Source organism: Phycicoccus sp. Soil802 (genome assembly GCF_001429605.1).
In the GTDB taxonomy this organism is placed as follows: Bacteria; Actinomycetota; Actinomycetes; order Actinomycetales; family Dermatophilaceae; genus Pedococcus.
The window spans coordinates 281,662-296,872 of the sequence record NZ_LMSS01000003.1 but is presented as its reverse complement, the minus strand read 5'-3'; the positions used below and the strand labels follow the sequence as shown (position 1 = coordinate 296,872).

Genomic DNA, 15,211 nt, shown 5'->3' with positions numbered 1-15,211 from the left:
GGGGGGCCCGGTGAAACGGGTGAGGCTACTGCTGGATGTACCCAACGAGTTGGTCACGCTCGGACTGCAGCTCGTCGATCCGGTGCTTGACGATGTCGCCGATGCTGACGATCGCGTGCAGCTTGCCGTCGACCACGACGGGCACGTGGCGGATCCGCATCTCGGTCATCGTGCGGGCCAGCTCCTCGATCGGGACGTCGAGCCCCGAGGTCTTCACGTCGGCCGTCATGATCGAGCCCACGGGTGCCAGCAGCACGGCGGCCCCGTCCTTCTGGAGGTGGCGCACGACGTCGCGCTCGCTGACGATGCCGGTGACGCTCTCACCGTCATCGCTCACCACGAGGGCACCGATGCGGTGCTCCGCGAGCAGGTCGAGCAGCCGTTCCACGGTCTCTTCGGAGCGGATGGTGACCACTTGGCCACCCTTGCGTCGCACGACATCCGAGATCCTCATGTTCAGACGGTAGACCGCTGGAAGGGTCACCGCTAGGGGAGCGACCTGCGGTGGACAGCGACCTCCCCGCAACCTGGGCGCCCCCAGGGTGCTCAGGTTGCGAGTGGGCCGGGACGGATGCGGGTATGCCGCGGGGCAGGCCCCCGACATAGGGTTGCCTTCGCAACGAAACCGTGGAGTTGATTCCCTGTGCCTCGCAGCCAGAAGCAGTTCGACCTCGTCATCGCCGCCAACCGACTGCCCGTCGACCGGGTCGTCGGACCCGATGGGGAGGAGTCCTGGCGGACCAGCCCGGGGGGTCTGGTGACGGCCATGGAGTCGGTCATGCGGGGTCGCGAGGGGGCCTGGGTGGGCTGGGCCGGCGAGGCCGGGGACGCACCGGCACCGTTCGTCGAGGACGACATGTACCTGCGCCCGGTGGCCCTGTCGGAGGACGAGGTCGCGCACTACTACGAGGGCTTCAGCAACGACACCCTGTGGCCGATCTACCACGACGTGATCGTCCCTGCGACGTTCCACCGCTACTGGTTCACCGCCTACGAGGCGGTCAACCGCCGGTTCGCCGAGGCGGTCTGCGAGGTCGCCGCCAAGGGTGCGACGGTCTGGGTGCACGACTACCAGCTGCAGCTGGTGCCGGCGATGGTGCGCGAGCTGCGTCCCGACGTGCGGATCGGCTGGTTCGACCACATCCCGTTCCCGCCGGTGGAGCTGTTCGCCCAGCTGCCCTGGCGACGCGCCGTCCTGGAAGGGCTGCTCGGTGCCGACTACCTCGGCTTCCAGCGGGTCGCCGACGGGCAGAACTTCGTGCGGGCCTGCCGCCAGCTGCTGGGGCTGCCGACCAAGGGCGACACCGTCTCGGTGTCGCGGGCCGAGGACAGCCGACGGGTGCGGGCCAGCGCCGTCCCGATCTCGATCGACTACGTGGGCCTCGAGGCGGTCGCCAAGCAGCCCGAGACGCTGCAGCGCGCCCAGGAGATCCGGGAGTCGCTCGGCAACCCCCGCACGCTGCTGCTCGGGGTCGACCGGCTCGACTACACCAAGGGGATCGGCCACCGGATCAAGGCGTACGGCGAGCTGCTCGAGGAGGGCAGGGTGTCCCCACCGAACGAGGTCTTCGTCCAGGTGGCCACCCCCAGCCGGGAGCGGGTCGCCGCCTATCGCGAGCTGCGGCACGAGATCGAGGGTGAGGTGGGGCGGCTCAACGGCGAGCACAGCCGGATCGGCGCCCCCGCCGTGCAGTACCTCCACCACTCCTACCCGCGGCAGGAGATGGCCGCGCTCTACCTCGCGGCCGACGTGGTCCTGGTGACCCCGCTGCGCGACGGCATGAACCTCGTGGCGAAGGAGTACGTCACCTGCCGCTACGACGAGGGCGGTGCACTGGTGCTGTCCGAGTTCACGGGGGCCTTCCACGAGCTGCACCAGGCGTTCGTCTGCAACCCGCACGACATCGAGGGCCTGAAGCAGACCATCATGCGAGCCATCGAGACCCCCGACAAGGAGAAGCGGCGGCTCATGCGGGCGATGCGTCGCCGGGTTGCCGACCACGACGTGCAGCGCTGGGCCTCCCGGTTCCTCGAGGCCCTCGAGGTCGCGCCCGAGCGGCCCCAGCGCTCGACGCGTGAGCAGAAGGCCGACGACGAGCACGCCCGGGCCGACCGCACGGCGCGCGAGCTGCACCATGCCAGGGCCGCCAAGGCAGCGGCGGCCAAGGCAACGCCCCGATGACCCTGCCTCCCGACCTGGTGGCCGCCCTCGACCAGCTGGCCGCGAGACAGCGTGTGCTGGTGGCCTCGGACTTCGACGGTGTGCTCGCCCCGCTCGTCCTCGACCCCTCGCAGTCGCGTGCCCTCCCCGGCACCATCGAGGCGCTGGAGGGCCTCGCCGCCCTCCCCGGCACGCACGCCGCGGTCGTCTCCGGCCGCGACCTCGACACCCTCACCTCGCTCACCGGCCTGGCCGACAGCGCCGTCACCCGCATCGGCACCCATGGGGCGCAGACCAGCCGGGCCACCGCAGTGGACCTCACCCCCGAGCAGCAGGAGACGTTGGAGCGGGTGACACGCGAGCTGGAGACCGTGGCCGAGGGACGGCCGGAGGGCGTCTACCTGGAGACCAAGCCCAGCGCGGTCGTCCTGCACACCCGCCGGATGCCCGACCGCGAGGCCGCCGACGCCGTGGAGGCCGCGGCGCTCGAGGTGACCACGCGGCATACCGGCCTGCACGTCCTGCACGGCAAGCAGGTGGTCGAGGTCGGGGTGGTCCGGGCCGACAAGGGCACCGCCCTGGTGGCCCTGCGCGACGAGGTGGGCGCCGAGGCCGTCGCCTACTTCGGCGACGACGTGACCGACGAGGACGCGTTCCGGGCGCTCGGACCCGACGACGTGACCGTCAAGGTGGGCGACGGGGAGACGGCGGCCCGGTTCCGGGTCGAGCACCCCGAGGACGCCGCCGAGGCCCTGACCCACCTGCTGGAGCGGCGCACCTCCCGCTCGTCCGGCTAGCGGCCGGGAGCGGCTCCGGTCGAGGCCCGCACCACGAGCTCGGGGCGGAAGACGTACTCGGCGCGGGGCGCGGGCTCACCGGCGATCTCGTCCAGCAGCGCGCGCACGGCGGCCTCGGCCATCGCCTGCACGCTCTGTCGCACGGTGGTCAACGGCGGGTCGGTGAAGGCGATCAGTGGTGAGTCGTCGTAGCCGACCACCGAGAAGTCGGCCGGCACCTGCTTGCCCACCCGCCGGGCCGCCCGGATCGCGCCGAGGGCCATCAGGTCGGAGCCGCAGACGACCGCGGTGCAGCCCTTCTCGATCAGTCGCGCGGCCGCCGTGTCGCCACCCTCGACCGAGAACATGGTCCGCTCGATCAGCTCGTCGACGTGCTCCCGGCCGAGCAGCGTGCGCATCGAGGTGCGGAAGCCGTCGATCTTGCGGATGACCGGCACGAACCGCTCCGGCCCGACCGCCAGCCCGATCTGGGTGTGCCCCAGCTGCACCAGGTGGGTCAACGCGAGCTCCATCGAGGCGACGTCGTCGTTGGAGATGAACGGCGCGTCGATGCCCTCCTGGTAGCCGTTGACGAGCACGATCGGCAGCTCCCGCTCCCGCAGGCTCGTGTAGCGCTCCGGATCGGTCGTGACGTCGGCGTGCTGGCCGGAGACGTAGATGATGCCGGCGACCCCTCGGTCGAGCAGCATCTGGACGTACTCGTCCTCGTGCACTCCCCCGGGCGTCTGGGTGCACAGCACCGGCGTGAACTGGTGCCGCGCCAGGGCCGTCTCGATGATCTGCGCGAACGCGGGGAAGATCGGGTTGGTCAGCTCCGGCACGATCAGCCCGACGAGGTCCGCGGTCTTGCGCCGCAGCCGGGACGGCCGGTCGTAGCCGAGGATGTCGAGCGAGGTGAGGACCGCCTCGCGCGTCGCCTCGGCCACGCCGGGCTTGTCGTTGAGGACCCGGCTGACGGTGGCCTCGCTGACGTCGGCGTGCGCCGCGATGTCAGCCAGTCTCGCCTTCATGGCGGTGACGGTAGCAAGAACTTGCAGGCCTCACCGACCACACGCTGCAAGATTTTTCAGGTATGCCGCTGCGTCGCCACCGGCGCGCGACCGGCGCAAACGTTTTCACACCGTCTCACCAGACGTGGACCAGCACTGGCGCAACGCCGCACCCTGGGCCAGACTGAGCCCACCGCGGACACCGATGTCGGCGGCAGCACCACCCTTTACAACGGATCGTCCGGCACGTTCCTGCCGGTGAAGGAAAGGCAACGAAGCCATGGCAACAGTCAAGTTCGACGAGGCAACCCGGCTCTACCCGGGCAACGACAAGCCCTCGGTTGACAAGCTCAACATCGACATCGAGGACGGCGAGTTCCTCGTCCTGGTCGGCCCCTCCGGATGTGGCAAGTCCACCTCCCTCCGCATGCTCGCGGGCCTCGAAGAGGTCAACGCCGGCAAGATCTGGATCGGTGACCGCGACGTCACCAACCTGTCCCCCAAGGACCGCGACGTCGCGATGGTCTTCCAGAACTACGCGCTCTACCCCCACATGACGGTCGCCGACAACATGGGCTTCGCGCTCAAGATCGCCGGCGTCGACAAGGGCGAGATCCGCAAGCGCGTCGAGGAGGCCGCCAAGATCCTCGACCTCGAGCAGTACCTCGAGCGCAAGCCGAAGGCCCTGTCCGGTGGTCAGCGCCAGCGCGTGGCCATGGGTCGCGCGATCGTCCGTTCGCCCCAGGTGTTCCTCATGGACGAGCCGCTGTCGAACCTCGACGCCAAGCTCCGCGTCCAGACCCGCACGCAGATCGCGTCGCTCCAGCGTCGCCTCGGCGTCACCACCGTCTACGTGACCCACGACCAGGTCGAGGCCATGACGATGGGTGACCGCGTGGCGGTCCTCAAGGACGGCATCCTCATGCAGTGCGACAGCCCGCGCCGCATGTACGACCACCCGGACAACGTCTTCGTCGCCGGCTTCATCGGCTCCCCCGCCATGAACCTGCTCGACGTCGACGTGGCTGACGGTGGCGTGAAGGTCGGTGGCTCGACGGTCCCCGTGGAGCGCGCCATCCTCGACGCCTCCTCCGGCAAGAACATCACGCTGGGTGTCCGCCCCGAGGACCTCGAGCTCACCACCGAGGGCCAGGGCATCCCGGTCACCGTGGACGTCGTCGAGGAGCTCGGCGCCGACGCCTACATCTACGGCTCCACCAAGGCCCACCAGCACGTCGAGGCCGACGAGGACGCTGAGGGCGAGCGCCCGTTCATCGCCCGCGTCGACGGTCGCAAGCCCCCGAAGAAGGGCGAGACCGTCTTCCTCGCCCCGAAGACCGGGCACGTGCACGCCTTCGACGCCAGCTCCGGCCAGCGTCTCGGCGACTGACCCGAACAGCACCGTATGCCGTGTGGCCGGCTCCCCTTCACGGGAGCCGGCCACACCGGCTTTGCCCCCGACCCCGTCAGCAACCCTCCAATTGGAACGATGTTGGCAACCGACCCGGACCGGGTGATGCCCGGTCCTCGCGTCGCTGGGAGGATCAAGCGTGGCACTCGAGATCACTGCGGCACGACCCGACCCGGCCATGCTCGACCTGCCGTGGGAGCTGCCACTGGAGACCTGGCCCGAGGAGCACCTCGCCGCGCTGCCGCGCGGCATCTCGCGCCACGTCGTGCGGTTCGTCAAGCTCTCCGGAAAGGTGCTGGCGGTCAAGGAGATCAAGGCCGACATCGCCGTCCGTGAGTACCAGCTGCTGCGGATGCTCAACCGGCTGGACCTGCCGTGCGTCGAGCCGTTCGGGGTGGTGAGCGGTCGCACTGCGGCCGACGGGACTCCGCTCGACGCCTGCCTGATCACCCGACACCTGCAGTTCTCGCTGCCCTACCGCGCGCTGTTCAGCCAGTCGCTGCGACCCGACACCACGACCCGGCTCATCGACGCCCTGGCCGTGCTGCTCGTGCGCGTCCACCTGGTCGGCTTCTGGTGGGGTGACGTGTCCCTGTCCAACACGCTGTTCCGGCGCGACGCCGGCGCGTTCGCGGCATACCTCGTCGACGCGGAGACCGGTGAGCTGCACCAGACCCTGACCGCTGGGCAGCGCGAGCACGACCTCGACATCGCCCGGGTCAACATCGCCGGCGAGCTGATGGACCTCGAGGCCGGCGGCTTCCTCGAGGCCGGGGTCGACGCGGTCGACACGTCGAACCGGATCGTCGAGCGCTATGCCGAGCTGTGGCAGGAGCTGACCGGGCTCGAGCGCTTCGAGCGCGGCGACCGGTGGCGCGTCGACGAGCGGATCCGGCGCCTCAACGAGCTCGGCTTCGACGTCGACGAGCTGGCCATCTCCACCGACATCGGCGGCACCACCATCCAGATCCAGCCCAAGGTCGTCGACGCCGGCCACCACTCGCGCCGACTCCTGCGGCTCACCGGGCTCGACGTGGAGGAGAACCAGGCCCGCCGGCTGCTCAACGACCTCGACTCCTACCGCGCCGGCACCGACCGGCAGAACGACGACGAGGAGATCGTCGCGCACGACTGGCTCCAGCGGATCTACGAGCCCATCACCCGCACCGTCCCCCGCGAGCTGGGCGGCAAGCTCGAGCCGGCCGAGCTGTTCCACGAGGTGCTCGAGCACCGGTGGTACCTGTCCGAGCGGGCCGGCCACGACATGCCGATCGAGGACGCGATCGCCGACTACGTCAAGACGGTGCTGCCGAGCAAGCCCGACGAGGCCACCGTCGTCGGGGTCGACACGGTCGAGATGCCGGTCGTCGCCATGTTCGACGACGACTGAGCCACTGCAGCCACCAACCGAATCGCGGCTCAGACGCGCGGATCTGGCCGTTTGCATCGGCCACTCGGATGATATCCGCCCCAAACGGCACCTAGGCGACGCCAGTCTGCCAATACGGTGGCGCTGACCACCGCAGCACCGCCTCCAGGGGAAACTTCATGAGCCAGGCCCAGGCCACCTCCACCGCCCACCACCAGGACTTCGGGCGGGGCACGTGGTCACCGCCCGCCGGCTGGTTGACGCGGGTCGCGGCCCGGCTGATCGACGACCTGGTCCAGGTGGTCGGCACGCTCCCCTACGTCGTCGGCCTCGTCATGCTGCTCGGGCTCCAGAGCTCGGGTGCGACCATCTACCAGTCGGTCGACCCCGGTCGCCAGACCGACCACGTCACCGTCATCGCGGGTCTCGGGCTGATGGGCCTGGGCGGCATCCTCAGCCTGGTCATCTGGATCTGGAACCGGGTCGTCCACCAGGGGCGCACGGGTCAGACCATCGGCAAGACGGCCATGCGGATCGTGCTCGTCTCGACCACCACCGGGAAGCCGGTCGGTGCGGCCTCCGCCCTCGCCCGCGAGATCGCCCACCTCGTCGACGGCGTCCTCTGCATCGGCTACCTCTGGCCGCTGTGGGACGTCCGCAAGCAGACCCTGGCCGACAAGGTCGTCGGGACGATGGTGACCCAGGTCCGCCCGGCCCAGTCCGACGAGGCGACCTGGGTCCAGCGCGCCCTGGGCTGACCACGACAGCCGGCTGCTAGTTTGCGGGCGACCCGAGGGGACCCATGACACAGCAGCCACCGCACGACCCGTTCGCCCACCCACCGGCGCCCGGCGCCGCTGCGCCCGGCCAGCCCGCGCCCGGCCAGCCCGCGCCCGGCCAGCCCGCGCCCGCAGGGTATGCCGCCTCGCCGCCGGTGCCGCACGAACCGTGGGGGCCGCGCGAACCGTGGGGGCCGCTGGCCGGGTGGGGCACTCGCGTCCTCGCCAGCCTCGTCGATGGCGCGCTGCAGCTCATCGGCGGGATCCCCTACGTCGTAGGGCTCCTGCTGTTCGTCGTGGGCGTGCCCAAGCCCGGCCTCCACAGCACCGGGGCGCAGCTCGAGATCGCGCCCACCGACACCGGCAACACCGGCCTCATGGTGGTCGGCGGCGTGCTCGTCGTGCTCGGCTTCCTCATGTCGCTCGGCATCCAGATCTGGAACCGCTCGATCAAGCAGGGACGGACCGGTCAGAGCATCGGCAAGAAGGTGATGGGGATCCGACTCATCGACGAGCACACCGGTCAGCCGATCGGCGCCGGGATGGCGTTCGTCCGCGAGCTCGCGCACGCCCTCGACGGCGCCGTCTACATCGGCTACCTGTGGCCGCTCTGGGACGACAAGCGCCAGACCTTCGCCGACAAGATCCTCAACACGGTCGTGGTCGAGGTCCCGAGGGCCTGAGGGTCACCCGCGAGCCCCGACACGCAAGCGGCGCGGCACCCCGTGGGGGGAGCCGCGCCTCTCGCAAGTGGCCAGCGGGTCAGTAACCGTTGCTCATCGAGCTGGAGCCGAACGAGCCGAGCGCGACGACGAAGACCAGCCAGAGGATCCCGGCGACCACACCGGCGATGGCCGACCACATCGCGAAGTTCTTGGCCTTGTTCGAGGCCTCGCGCGCGCCGGCGACATCACCGGCAGCCCACTTGCTGTTGACCTGGGCCGCGAAGACGATGGACACGACCCCGAGCGGCAGGCAGCACAGGACGGTCGAGAGGATCGCCCAGACCAGGTAGTTCGGCGGCGGGGCGCCGCCCGCACCGGAGGAGTAGTAGTCGGGCGTGTACGGCGGGGGTGGCGGCGGCGGCGGGGTGCCGTAGTCAGACATGCGGTGGGTCCCTTCGGAGTTCGCGTGCCGCTCCCCCCAATGGGCGCGGCAGGGCGAAACGCTAGCGGACCGGGCCCGCGTCGCGCCGGGACTCGCGCAGGGTGCAGCCGAACGGATGGGTCGGAGCTCGAGTGCGGGTTGGCGGCCTCAGTGGGCGCGCTCGGGCCGGCGAGGTCAGGCCGGGGACAGCCAGGTCCACCCGGGCACGTTGCGCAGCACCCAGAACGCGAGCACCAGGGCCAGCAAGCCGTAGAGCACCGAGGCAGGTGCCGCCCAGGTCCTGGGGAGGCCACGCCAGCGGCGCCGCGTCCAGAGCACGAAGGCGACGAGGAGGCCGCTGGTGGCGAGCACCATCAAGGGGTTGCGGGCCAGGGCGCCGACCACATCGCCGTGGGCGAGGTCGTGCAGGGCGCGCAACGATCCGCAGCCGGGGCAGTAGTAGCCGGTCACCGCCAGGAACGGGCAGGTCGGGTAGTGACCCGGCTGGTTCGGGTCGACCGTCGCGACCACGGATGTCGCGGCCACCGCTGCGGCCAGGACCAGCCCGGGCACGCGCAGCGCCCCGTACCCCCGTGCAACGACGGGTGGTGCGGGGCGCTGCGGTACCACGGTGGTCATGGATCCCTCGGGGCCCGAGACCTACTTGTTCAGGTTCGGCAGGACGAACGCGAAGTAGAGGCCGTTGACGACGACGCCGACGATGGCCGCGATGATCGCGAACCGCTTCGCCTTCTCCGACGAGGCCTGGGCTCCGGCGACGTCGCCCGAGGCGTACTTGCCGTTGACCTGGGCCGCGAAGACGATCGACGCGATGCCGAACGGGAGGCAGCAGAAGATCGTCGACAGGATGGCCCAGACGAGGTAGTTCGGCGGCGGCGTGCCACCCGCGGTCGGCTGGTTGTAGCCGGGCGCGGCGGGCGGGGGCGGCGGCGGAGTGCCGTAGTCAGACATGCTGGTGGGTCCCTTCGAGGTTGCGGGAGTCGCTCCCCCTTGGGGCGACTCCGCGAAACGGTAGCGGATCGGCGCAGGTCAAGGGGCGCAGATGACCCTCAGATCGCGCGGCGTCGCGCCACCTCGTACAGCGCCACCCCGGTGGCGATGCCGGCGTTGAGCGACTCGACCGCCGATGACATCGGGATCGACACGATCTGGTCGCAGGTCTCGCGCACCAGCCGCGACAGCCCCTTGCCCTCCGAGCCGGTCACGATGACGATCGGTTCGGTGGCCAGGGCCAGGTCGGGCAGCTGGACGTCACCGTCCATGTCGAGGCCGAGGACGAAGAACCCGGCCTTGCGGTACTCCTCCAGCGCGCGCGTCAGGTTCGCGGCGAGCGCGACCGGGACGCGGGCCGCGGCACCTGCGGACGTCTTCCACGCGCTCGCGGTCATCCCGACCGACCGGCGCTCGGGGACGACCACACCGTGCCCGCCGAACGCCGCGACGGACCGGATGATGGCACCGAGGTTGCGCGGGTCGGTGATCCCGTCGAGCGCCACGACGAGCGGTATGCCGGGTGCCTGCGGGTCGATGAAGTCGCTGGGGTGCGCGTACTCGTAGGGCGGGACCTGCAGGGCCAGGCCCTGGTGGACCGCCCCGTCGGTGAGCCGGTCGAGCTCGCCCCTCGGGGTCTCGAGGATCGCGATGCCCTTGGCGGTCGCGGTCTTGAGCGCCTCGCGGACGCGGTCGTCCGAGTCGATCCGGCCGGCCACGTACATCGTGGTCACCGGCACGTCGGCGCGCAGTGCCTCCACGACGGAGTTGCGACCCGCCACGATCTCGCTGGACGCCTTGCCGCGACGCGACCCGCCCCGGCTCGCGCTGGGCCGGGCGCCCGGCTTGGAGCCGTGCTTCTCGACGGCCTTGGCGATGCGGTTGGCCTTGTGCTTGGGTCGGTCCTCGGCCTTCGGGGTCGGGCCCCTGCCCTCGAGGCCGCGACGGCGCTGGCCGCCGGACCCGACGGTGGCGCCCTTCTTCGACGCGCCCTTGCGGATGGCGCCACGTCGCTGGGAGTTGCCAGCCATGGGTGTTCCTCTCAGCTCTCGCGGCGGGCGAGCGACCAGTTCGCTCCCGACGCCGTGTCTTCGATGACGATGCCGACCGCACCCAGCTGGTCGCGGATGGCATCGGCGGTCGCAAAGTCGCGGGCGGCGCGGGCGGCTGCCCGGGCCTCCAGCTGCACCTGGACCAAGGCGTCGAGCGCCGCCTGCGCGTCGCCCGAGCCGTTGTCGCTGCCGTCGCCCCAGTGCGGGTCGAGCGGGTTGACGCCCAGCAGGTCGGTCATCGCCACGACCGCCGCGAAGGCCGTCGCGAGACCCTCGTCGTCCCCGTCGTCGATGGCGGTGTTGCCGGCCCGGACGGTGTCGTGGAGGACCGCGAGCGCACCTGACACGTTGAGGTCGTCGTCCATCGCCGCGGCATACGCATCGGGGATCGTGGTGTGGTCCGGGGAGGTGGACGTGCCCTCGGGCAGGGCGCGCAGCGCCCGGGTGAGGAAGCCCTCGATCCGCTCCACCGTCGCCTCGGCCTCGCGCAGCGAGCCCTCGTGGTACTCGATCGTCGAGCGGTAGTGCGCTGCCGTGAGGTAGTAGCGGACGGCCAGCGGGCGGGCCACCTTGGTGACCTCGGAGACGACCAGGCTGTTGCCCAGCGACTTGCTCATCTTCTCGCCGCCGACGGTCACCCAGGCGTTGTGCAGCCAGTAGGTCGCGAAACCGAGCCCGGCCGCGTGGGACTGCGCCTGCTCGTTCTCGTGGTGCGGGAAGCGCAGGTCCACGCCGCCGCCGTGGATGTCGAAGGCGTCGCCGAGGTACTTGCGCGCCATCGCCGAGCACTCGAGGTGCCAGCCGGGGCGGCCGACGCCGAACGGGGTTGCCCAGGAAGCGGTGGCCGGCTCCGTCTCCTTGCGTCCCTTCCAGAGCGCGAAGTCACGGGGGTCGCGCTTGCCGCGCGGGTCGGCGTCCTGCGCCGCCTCCATGTCCTCGATCTTCTGGTGGGTCAGCGAGCCGTACTCGGGGAAGCTCTTCACGTCGAAGTACACGTCACCGCTGCCGTCGGTGGCCGCATAGGCGTGGCCCTTGTCGACGAGGGTCTCCATGAGCGAGACCATCTCGGGGATGTGCCCGGTGGCGCGGGGCTCGTAGGTGGGGGCCAGCACCGCGAGGGAGTCCAGCGCCGCGGCGGTGGCGACCTCGTTGCGGTAGGACAGCGCGAACCACTCCTCGCCGGCCTCGGCCGACTTCGCGAGGATCTTGTCGTCGATGTCGGTGACGTTGCGCACCAGGGTGACGTCGTAGCCGTGGCGGCCCTCGAGCCACCGCCGCAGGACGTCGAACGCCACCGCGAAGCGCACGTGCCCGATGTGGGGCGCGCCCTGGGTCGTGAGCCCACAGATGTAGATGCCCACCCGACCGGGAACCAGGGGGGTGAAGTCGCGCAGCTCGCGCGCGGCGGTGTCGTACAGGCGAAGACTCACGCGCGCAAGGCTACCTGCGCACGGCGGCCAGCCCGAACCGTCGCCGGTGACCCCGACCCGGGGGCTGCGTCAGTGGCCGCGGTCGAGCCACTCCTGGAGGTGCGGGGCCTCCGCCGCGATGACCGTGGCGTCGCCGTGACCGGTCAGCACCACCGTCTCGTCGGGCAGGGTGAGCAGCCGGTCGCGGATCGACTCGACGATGGTCGGGAAGTCGCTGTACGACCGCCCGGTCGCGCCGGGACCACCGTTGAAGAGGGTGTCGCCGGTGAACACGACGTCGAGCGCGGGGGCGTAGAGGCAGCACGAGCCCGGCGTGTGGCCGGGCGTGTGGATCACGTGCAGGTCCACGTCGCCCACGGTGATGACCTGGCCGTCGGCCAGCTCGCGGTCCGGGGTCACGGGGTACAGCTCGTCCCAGAGCATCCGGTCCGCAGGATGCAGGTATGCCGGGGCGCGGGTGCCGTCGCAGACCTCACCGACCGCGTTGATGTGGTCGTTGTGGGCGTGCGTCGAGATGACCGCGACGACCCGCCGCTCGAGGTCGATCGACTTCACGATGGTGCGCCCGTCGTGCGCGGCGTCGATGATGACGCACTCCTTGTCGTCGCCGACGACCCAGACGTTGTTGTCGACCGCCCAGCTCCCGCCGTCGAGCTCGAACGCCCCGGACGTGACCACGCGGTCCACCCGCACGCCACCCGGGGAGGGCGCGATGACCGGCATACCGGCGTTGTCCTTGTCGCTGTCGCCCATCAGAGGACCACCACCGAGCGCAGGACCTCGCCACGCTCCATCTTGTCGAACGCCGCCTCGACGTCGCCGAGGCCGATCCGCTCGGACACGAAGGCGTCGAGGTCGAACCGCCCCTGCCGGTAGAGGTCGACGAGCATCGGGAAGTCGCGGCTGGGCAGGCAGTCGCCGTACCAGCTGGACTTCAGGGCACCGCCGCGACCGAAGATCTCGATCATCGGCAGCGTGACCTGCTGGTCGGGGGTCGGGACACCGACGAGGACGACGGTGCCCGCGAGGTCACGCGCGTAGAACGCCTGCTCGTAGGTCTCCGGCCGGCCGACCGCCTCGACCACGACGTCGGCCCCGAAGCCACCGGTGAGCTCGCGGATCCGCTCGACGACGTCCTCGTCCTTGCCGTTGATCGTGTGGGTCGCGCCGAACGACCTGGCGCCCGCGAGCTTCCGGTCGTCGACGTCGACGGCGATGATCGTCGTCGCGCCGGCCACGGTGGCTCCCGCGATGGCGGCGTTGCCGACCCCGCCGCACCCGATCACGGCGATCGAGTCGCCCCGGCCGACGCCCCCGGTGTTGACGGCGGCGCCGAAGCCGGCCATCACCCCGCAGCCGAGCAGGCCCACGGCGGCCGCGTCGGCGTCGGCGTCGACCTTCGTGCACTGGCCAGCCGCGACGAGGGTCTTCTCGATGAACGCCCCGATGCCGAGCGCCGGGCTGAGCTCGGTGCCGTCGGTGAGGGTCATCTTCTGCTTCGCGTTGTGGGTGTTGAAGCAGTACCACGGCTTGCCCTTGGCGCAGGCGCGGCACTGGCCGCAGACCGCCCGCCAGTTGAGGATGACGAAGTCGCCCGGCGCCACGTCGGTGACGCCCGCACCGACGGACTCCACGACGCCCGCGGCCTCGTGACCGAGCAGGAAGGGGAACTCGTCGTTGATGCCGCCCTCGCGGTAGTGCAGGTCCGTGTGGCAGACGCCGCAGGACTGCACCTGCACGACGGCCTCACCCGGTCCGGGGTCGGGCACGACGACGTCGACCAGCTCGACGTCTGCCCCCTTGCTGCGGGCGATGACTCCCTTGACGGTCTGCGGCATGGTGCGAGCTCCTCGTTCGAGAGACTGGGGGTGGGTTGGGCCGGGCGGTTGGTCAGGAGGTGGGGACGACGAGGGCGGTCGCGATCGCCGCGATCCCCTCGCTGCGACCGGTCAGGCCGAGCCCGTCCGTGGTCGTGCCGCTCAAGGACACAGAAGCGCCGAGGGCGGCCGACATGGCGTCCTGCGCCTCCGCACGACGAGTGCCGATCTTGGGACGGGTGCCGATCACCTGGACGGCGACGTTGCCGATCTCGAATCCTGCTTCGCGCACGAGACGGGCCGCCTCGGCGAGCAGGGCGAGGCCCGAGGCCCCGGCGAGCTCAGGACGGTCCGTGCCGAAGTGCAGCCCGAGGTCGCCGATGCCCGCAGCGGAGAACAGCGCGTCGCACGCGGCGTGGCAGGCGACGTCGGCGTCGGAGTGCCCGTCGAGCCCGCGTTCACCGGGCCAGGCCAGCCCCGCCACCCGCAGCTCGCGGTCCGATCCCTCGGGCGCGAACGCGTGCACATCGACGCCGACTCCGGTGCGCGGCATACCGGGAAGGTCCATGCGCCCCATCCAACCATCCGCGTCCGGGCCCTCGGCCCCGCGTGCCCGCGGTCAGGTGAGCTGCACCGATGCCGGCCTGCTCGCACCGCCGTCCTCGGCGCGGGCGCGGGCGAGGTATGCCGCGCGGAGACCTCCGCGGGCCCGGAAACCGAGGGCGGCAGCAGCGTTCTCGCTCAGGCCCAGCCGCTCGCCGACGACGGACAGCGGCTCGCCCAGGATCAGGGTCCGCCACAGGACTTCCCGCCATCGCGGCGGCAGGGCCGACAGCACGTCGACGACCTCGTTCACCCCCAGGACTGCGTCACTGCCGTCGGCCTGGAGCCGGTCCAGGACCTCCGGGTCGCCGACCGGGAGCTCACGGGCGCGCCTGCGCAGGCCGTCCACGTACAGGTTGCGGATGGTCGTCGCGAGGTAGGGCCGGAACGCGTGCTCCGGACCGGACCCGTTCAGGATGGACGAGAGGACCCGGGTGAACGCGTCGCTGACCAGGTCGTCGGCCAGGCCGGGTCCGCCGATGGCCCGGGCGGTCCGCAGCGCTGCCGCGTGGTGGCGGGCGTAGAGCACGGACATCGCGGACACATCGCCGGAGCGGATCGCGCTGAAGAGGGTGACGTCCTCGACATCGGTGGGCTGCATGACCCGCGACGCTACTGAGGTCAGACAGCGTGGCTCTTGGTCCAGCGGTACGGAATCGGAACCGGCATTGGATCGCGGGTACAGAAGAGGTGCGGCACCTCGGCC

General features: G+C 71.0%; 17 protein-coding genes. 6 read left to right on the top strand and 11 right to left on the bottom strand.

Annotation, left to right across the window (positions count from 1 at the left end; all coding sequences use genetic code 11):
• Window positions 1–25: 25 nt before the first annotated feature.
• On the bottom strand, window positions 26–454 hold the full coding sequence (locus ASG91_RS08030; RefSeq protein ID WP_056922323.1) for a CBS domain-containing protein: 429 nt from the start codon (window positions 452–454) through the stop codon (window positions 26–28).
• Window positions 455–643: 189 nt separating this feature from the next.
• On the opposite strand from ASG91_RS08030, the gene ASG91_RS08025 reads away from it, so the two are divergent.
• Complete coding sequence (locus ASG91_RS08025) at window positions 644–2,182, top strand: trehalose-6-phosphate synthase (RefSeq protein WP_082593999.1); 1,539 nt, start codon at window positions 644–646, stop codon at window positions 2,180–2,182.
• Window positions 2,179–2,958, top strand: coding sequence for a trehalose-phosphatase (otsB, locus tag ASG91_RS08020; protein WP_056922106.1), 780 nt, complete (start codon window positions 2,179–2,181; stop codon window positions 2,956–2,958). Before ASG91_RS08025 ends, otsB begins: the two co-directional genes overlap by 4 nt.
• Here otsB and ASG91_RS08015 read toward each other — a convergent pair.
• Entirely contained in the window at window positions 2,955–3,968 is a 1,014-nt protein-coding gene (locus ASG91_RS08015) for a LacI family DNA-binding transcriptional regulator (protein WP_056922105.1), read from the bottom strand. The genes otsB and ASG91_RS08015 overlap by 4 nt on opposite strands.
• A gap of 259 nt (window positions 3,969–4,227) precedes the next feature.
• Here ASG91_RS08015 and ASG91_RS08010 point away from each other — a divergent pair, with 259 nt between their 5' ends.
• The 4 genes from ASG91_RS08010 to ASG91_RS07995 all read left to right on the top strand — a co-directional run bounded on the left by ASG91_RS08010 (window position 4,228) and on the right by ASG91_RS07995 (window position 8,189).
• A complete protein-coding gene (locus tag ASG91_RS08010; protein WP_056922104.1) occupies window positions 4,228–5,337 on the top strand; it encodes an ABC transporter ATP-binding protein in 1,110 nt (369 codons plus the stop codon).
• Between the two features lie 160 nt (window positions 5,338–5,497).
• Entirely contained in the window at window positions 5,498–6,748 is a 1,251-nt protein-coding gene (locus tag ASG91_RS08005) for a DUF4032 domain-containing protein (RefSeq protein WP_056922103.1), read from the top strand.
• Window positions 6,749–6,906: 158 nt separating this feature from the next.
• Window positions 6,907–7,485: an RDD family protein gene (locus ASG91_RS08000; protein ID WP_056922102.1), complete on the top strand. Its 579-nt coding sequence runs from the start codon at window positions 6,907–6,909 to the stop codon at window positions 7,483–7,485.
• A 44-nt stretch (window positions 7,486–7,529) separates the two neighbouring features.
• Complete coding sequence (locus ASG91_RS07995) at window positions 7,530–8,189, top strand: RDD family protein (protein WP_082593998.1); 660 nt, start codon at window positions 7,530–7,532, stop codon at window positions 8,187–8,189.
• A 79-nt stretch (window positions 8,190–8,268) separates the two neighbouring features.
• On the opposite strand, the gene ASG91_RS07990 is transcribed toward ASG91_RS07995, so the two are convergent.
• The 9 genes from ASG91_RS07990 to ASG91_RS07950 form a co-directional block, all read right to left on the bottom strand.
• Window positions 8,269–8,613, bottom strand: a complete 345-nt coding sequence (locus tag ASG91_RS07990; RefSeq protein ID WP_082593997.1) for a CD225/dispanin family protein — start codon at window positions 8,611–8,613, stop codon at window positions 8,269–8,271.
• A 174-nt stretch (window positions 8,614–8,787) separates the two neighbouring features.
• Complete coding sequence (locus ASG91_RS07985) at window positions 8,788–9,231, bottom strand: DUF2752 domain-containing protein (protein WP_056922100.1); 444 nt, start codon at window positions 9,229–9,231, stop codon at window positions 8,788–8,790.
• A gap of 21 nt (window positions 9,232–9,252) precedes the next feature.
• Complete coding sequence (locus tag ASG91_RS07980; RefSeq protein ID WP_056922099.1) at window positions 9,253–9,564, bottom strand: CD225/dispanin family protein; 312 nt, start codon at window positions 9,562–9,564, stop codon at window positions 9,253–9,255.
• Window positions 9,565–9,662: 98 nt separating this feature from the next.
• Window positions 9,663–10,634 (bottom strand): 23S rRNA (guanosine(2251)-2'-O)-methyltransferase RlmB, encoded by a 972-nt coding sequence (rlmB, locus tag ASG91_RS07975; RefSeq protein ID WP_056922098.1) that lies wholly within the window; start codon window positions 10,632–10,634, stop codon window positions 9,663–9,665.
• Between the two features lie 11 nt (window positions 10,635–10,645).
• Window positions 10,646–12,085 carry a cysteine--tRNA ligase gene (cysS, locus tag ASG91_RS07970; protein ID WP_056922097.1) on the bottom strand — a complete coding sequence of 480 codons (1,440 nt, stop codon included), beginning with the start codon at window positions 12,083–12,085 and terminating at the stop codon, window positions 10,646–10,648.
• Between the two features lie 69 nt (window positions 12,086–12,154).
• Entirely contained in the window at window positions 12,155–12,838 is a 684-nt protein-coding gene (locus tag ASG91_RS07965) for an MBL fold metallo-hydrolase (protein ID WP_235545476.1), read from the bottom strand.
• Entirely contained in the window at window positions 12,838–13,923 is a 1,086-nt protein-coding gene (locus ASG91_RS07960; protein ID WP_056922096.1) for an S-(hydroxymethyl)mycothiol dehydrogenase, read from the bottom strand. Before ASG91_RS07960 ends, ASG91_RS07965 begins: the two co-directional genes overlap by 1 nt.
• A gap of 52 nt (window positions 13,924–13,975) precedes the next feature.
• Window positions 13,976–14,470, bottom strand: a complete 495-nt coding sequence (ispF, locus tag ASG91_RS07955; RefSeq protein ID WP_056922095.1) for a 2-C-methyl-D-erythritol 2,4-cyclodiphosphate synthase — start codon at window positions 14,468–14,470, stop codon at window positions 13,976–13,978.
• A 51-nt stretch (window positions 14,471–14,521) separates the two neighbouring features.
• A complete protein-coding gene (locus ASG91_RS07950) occupies window positions 14,522–15,106 on the bottom strand; it encodes an RNA polymerase sigma factor (RefSeq protein ID WP_056922094.1) in 585 nt (194 codons plus the stop codon).
• Window positions 15,107–15,211: the final 105 nt, after the last annotated feature.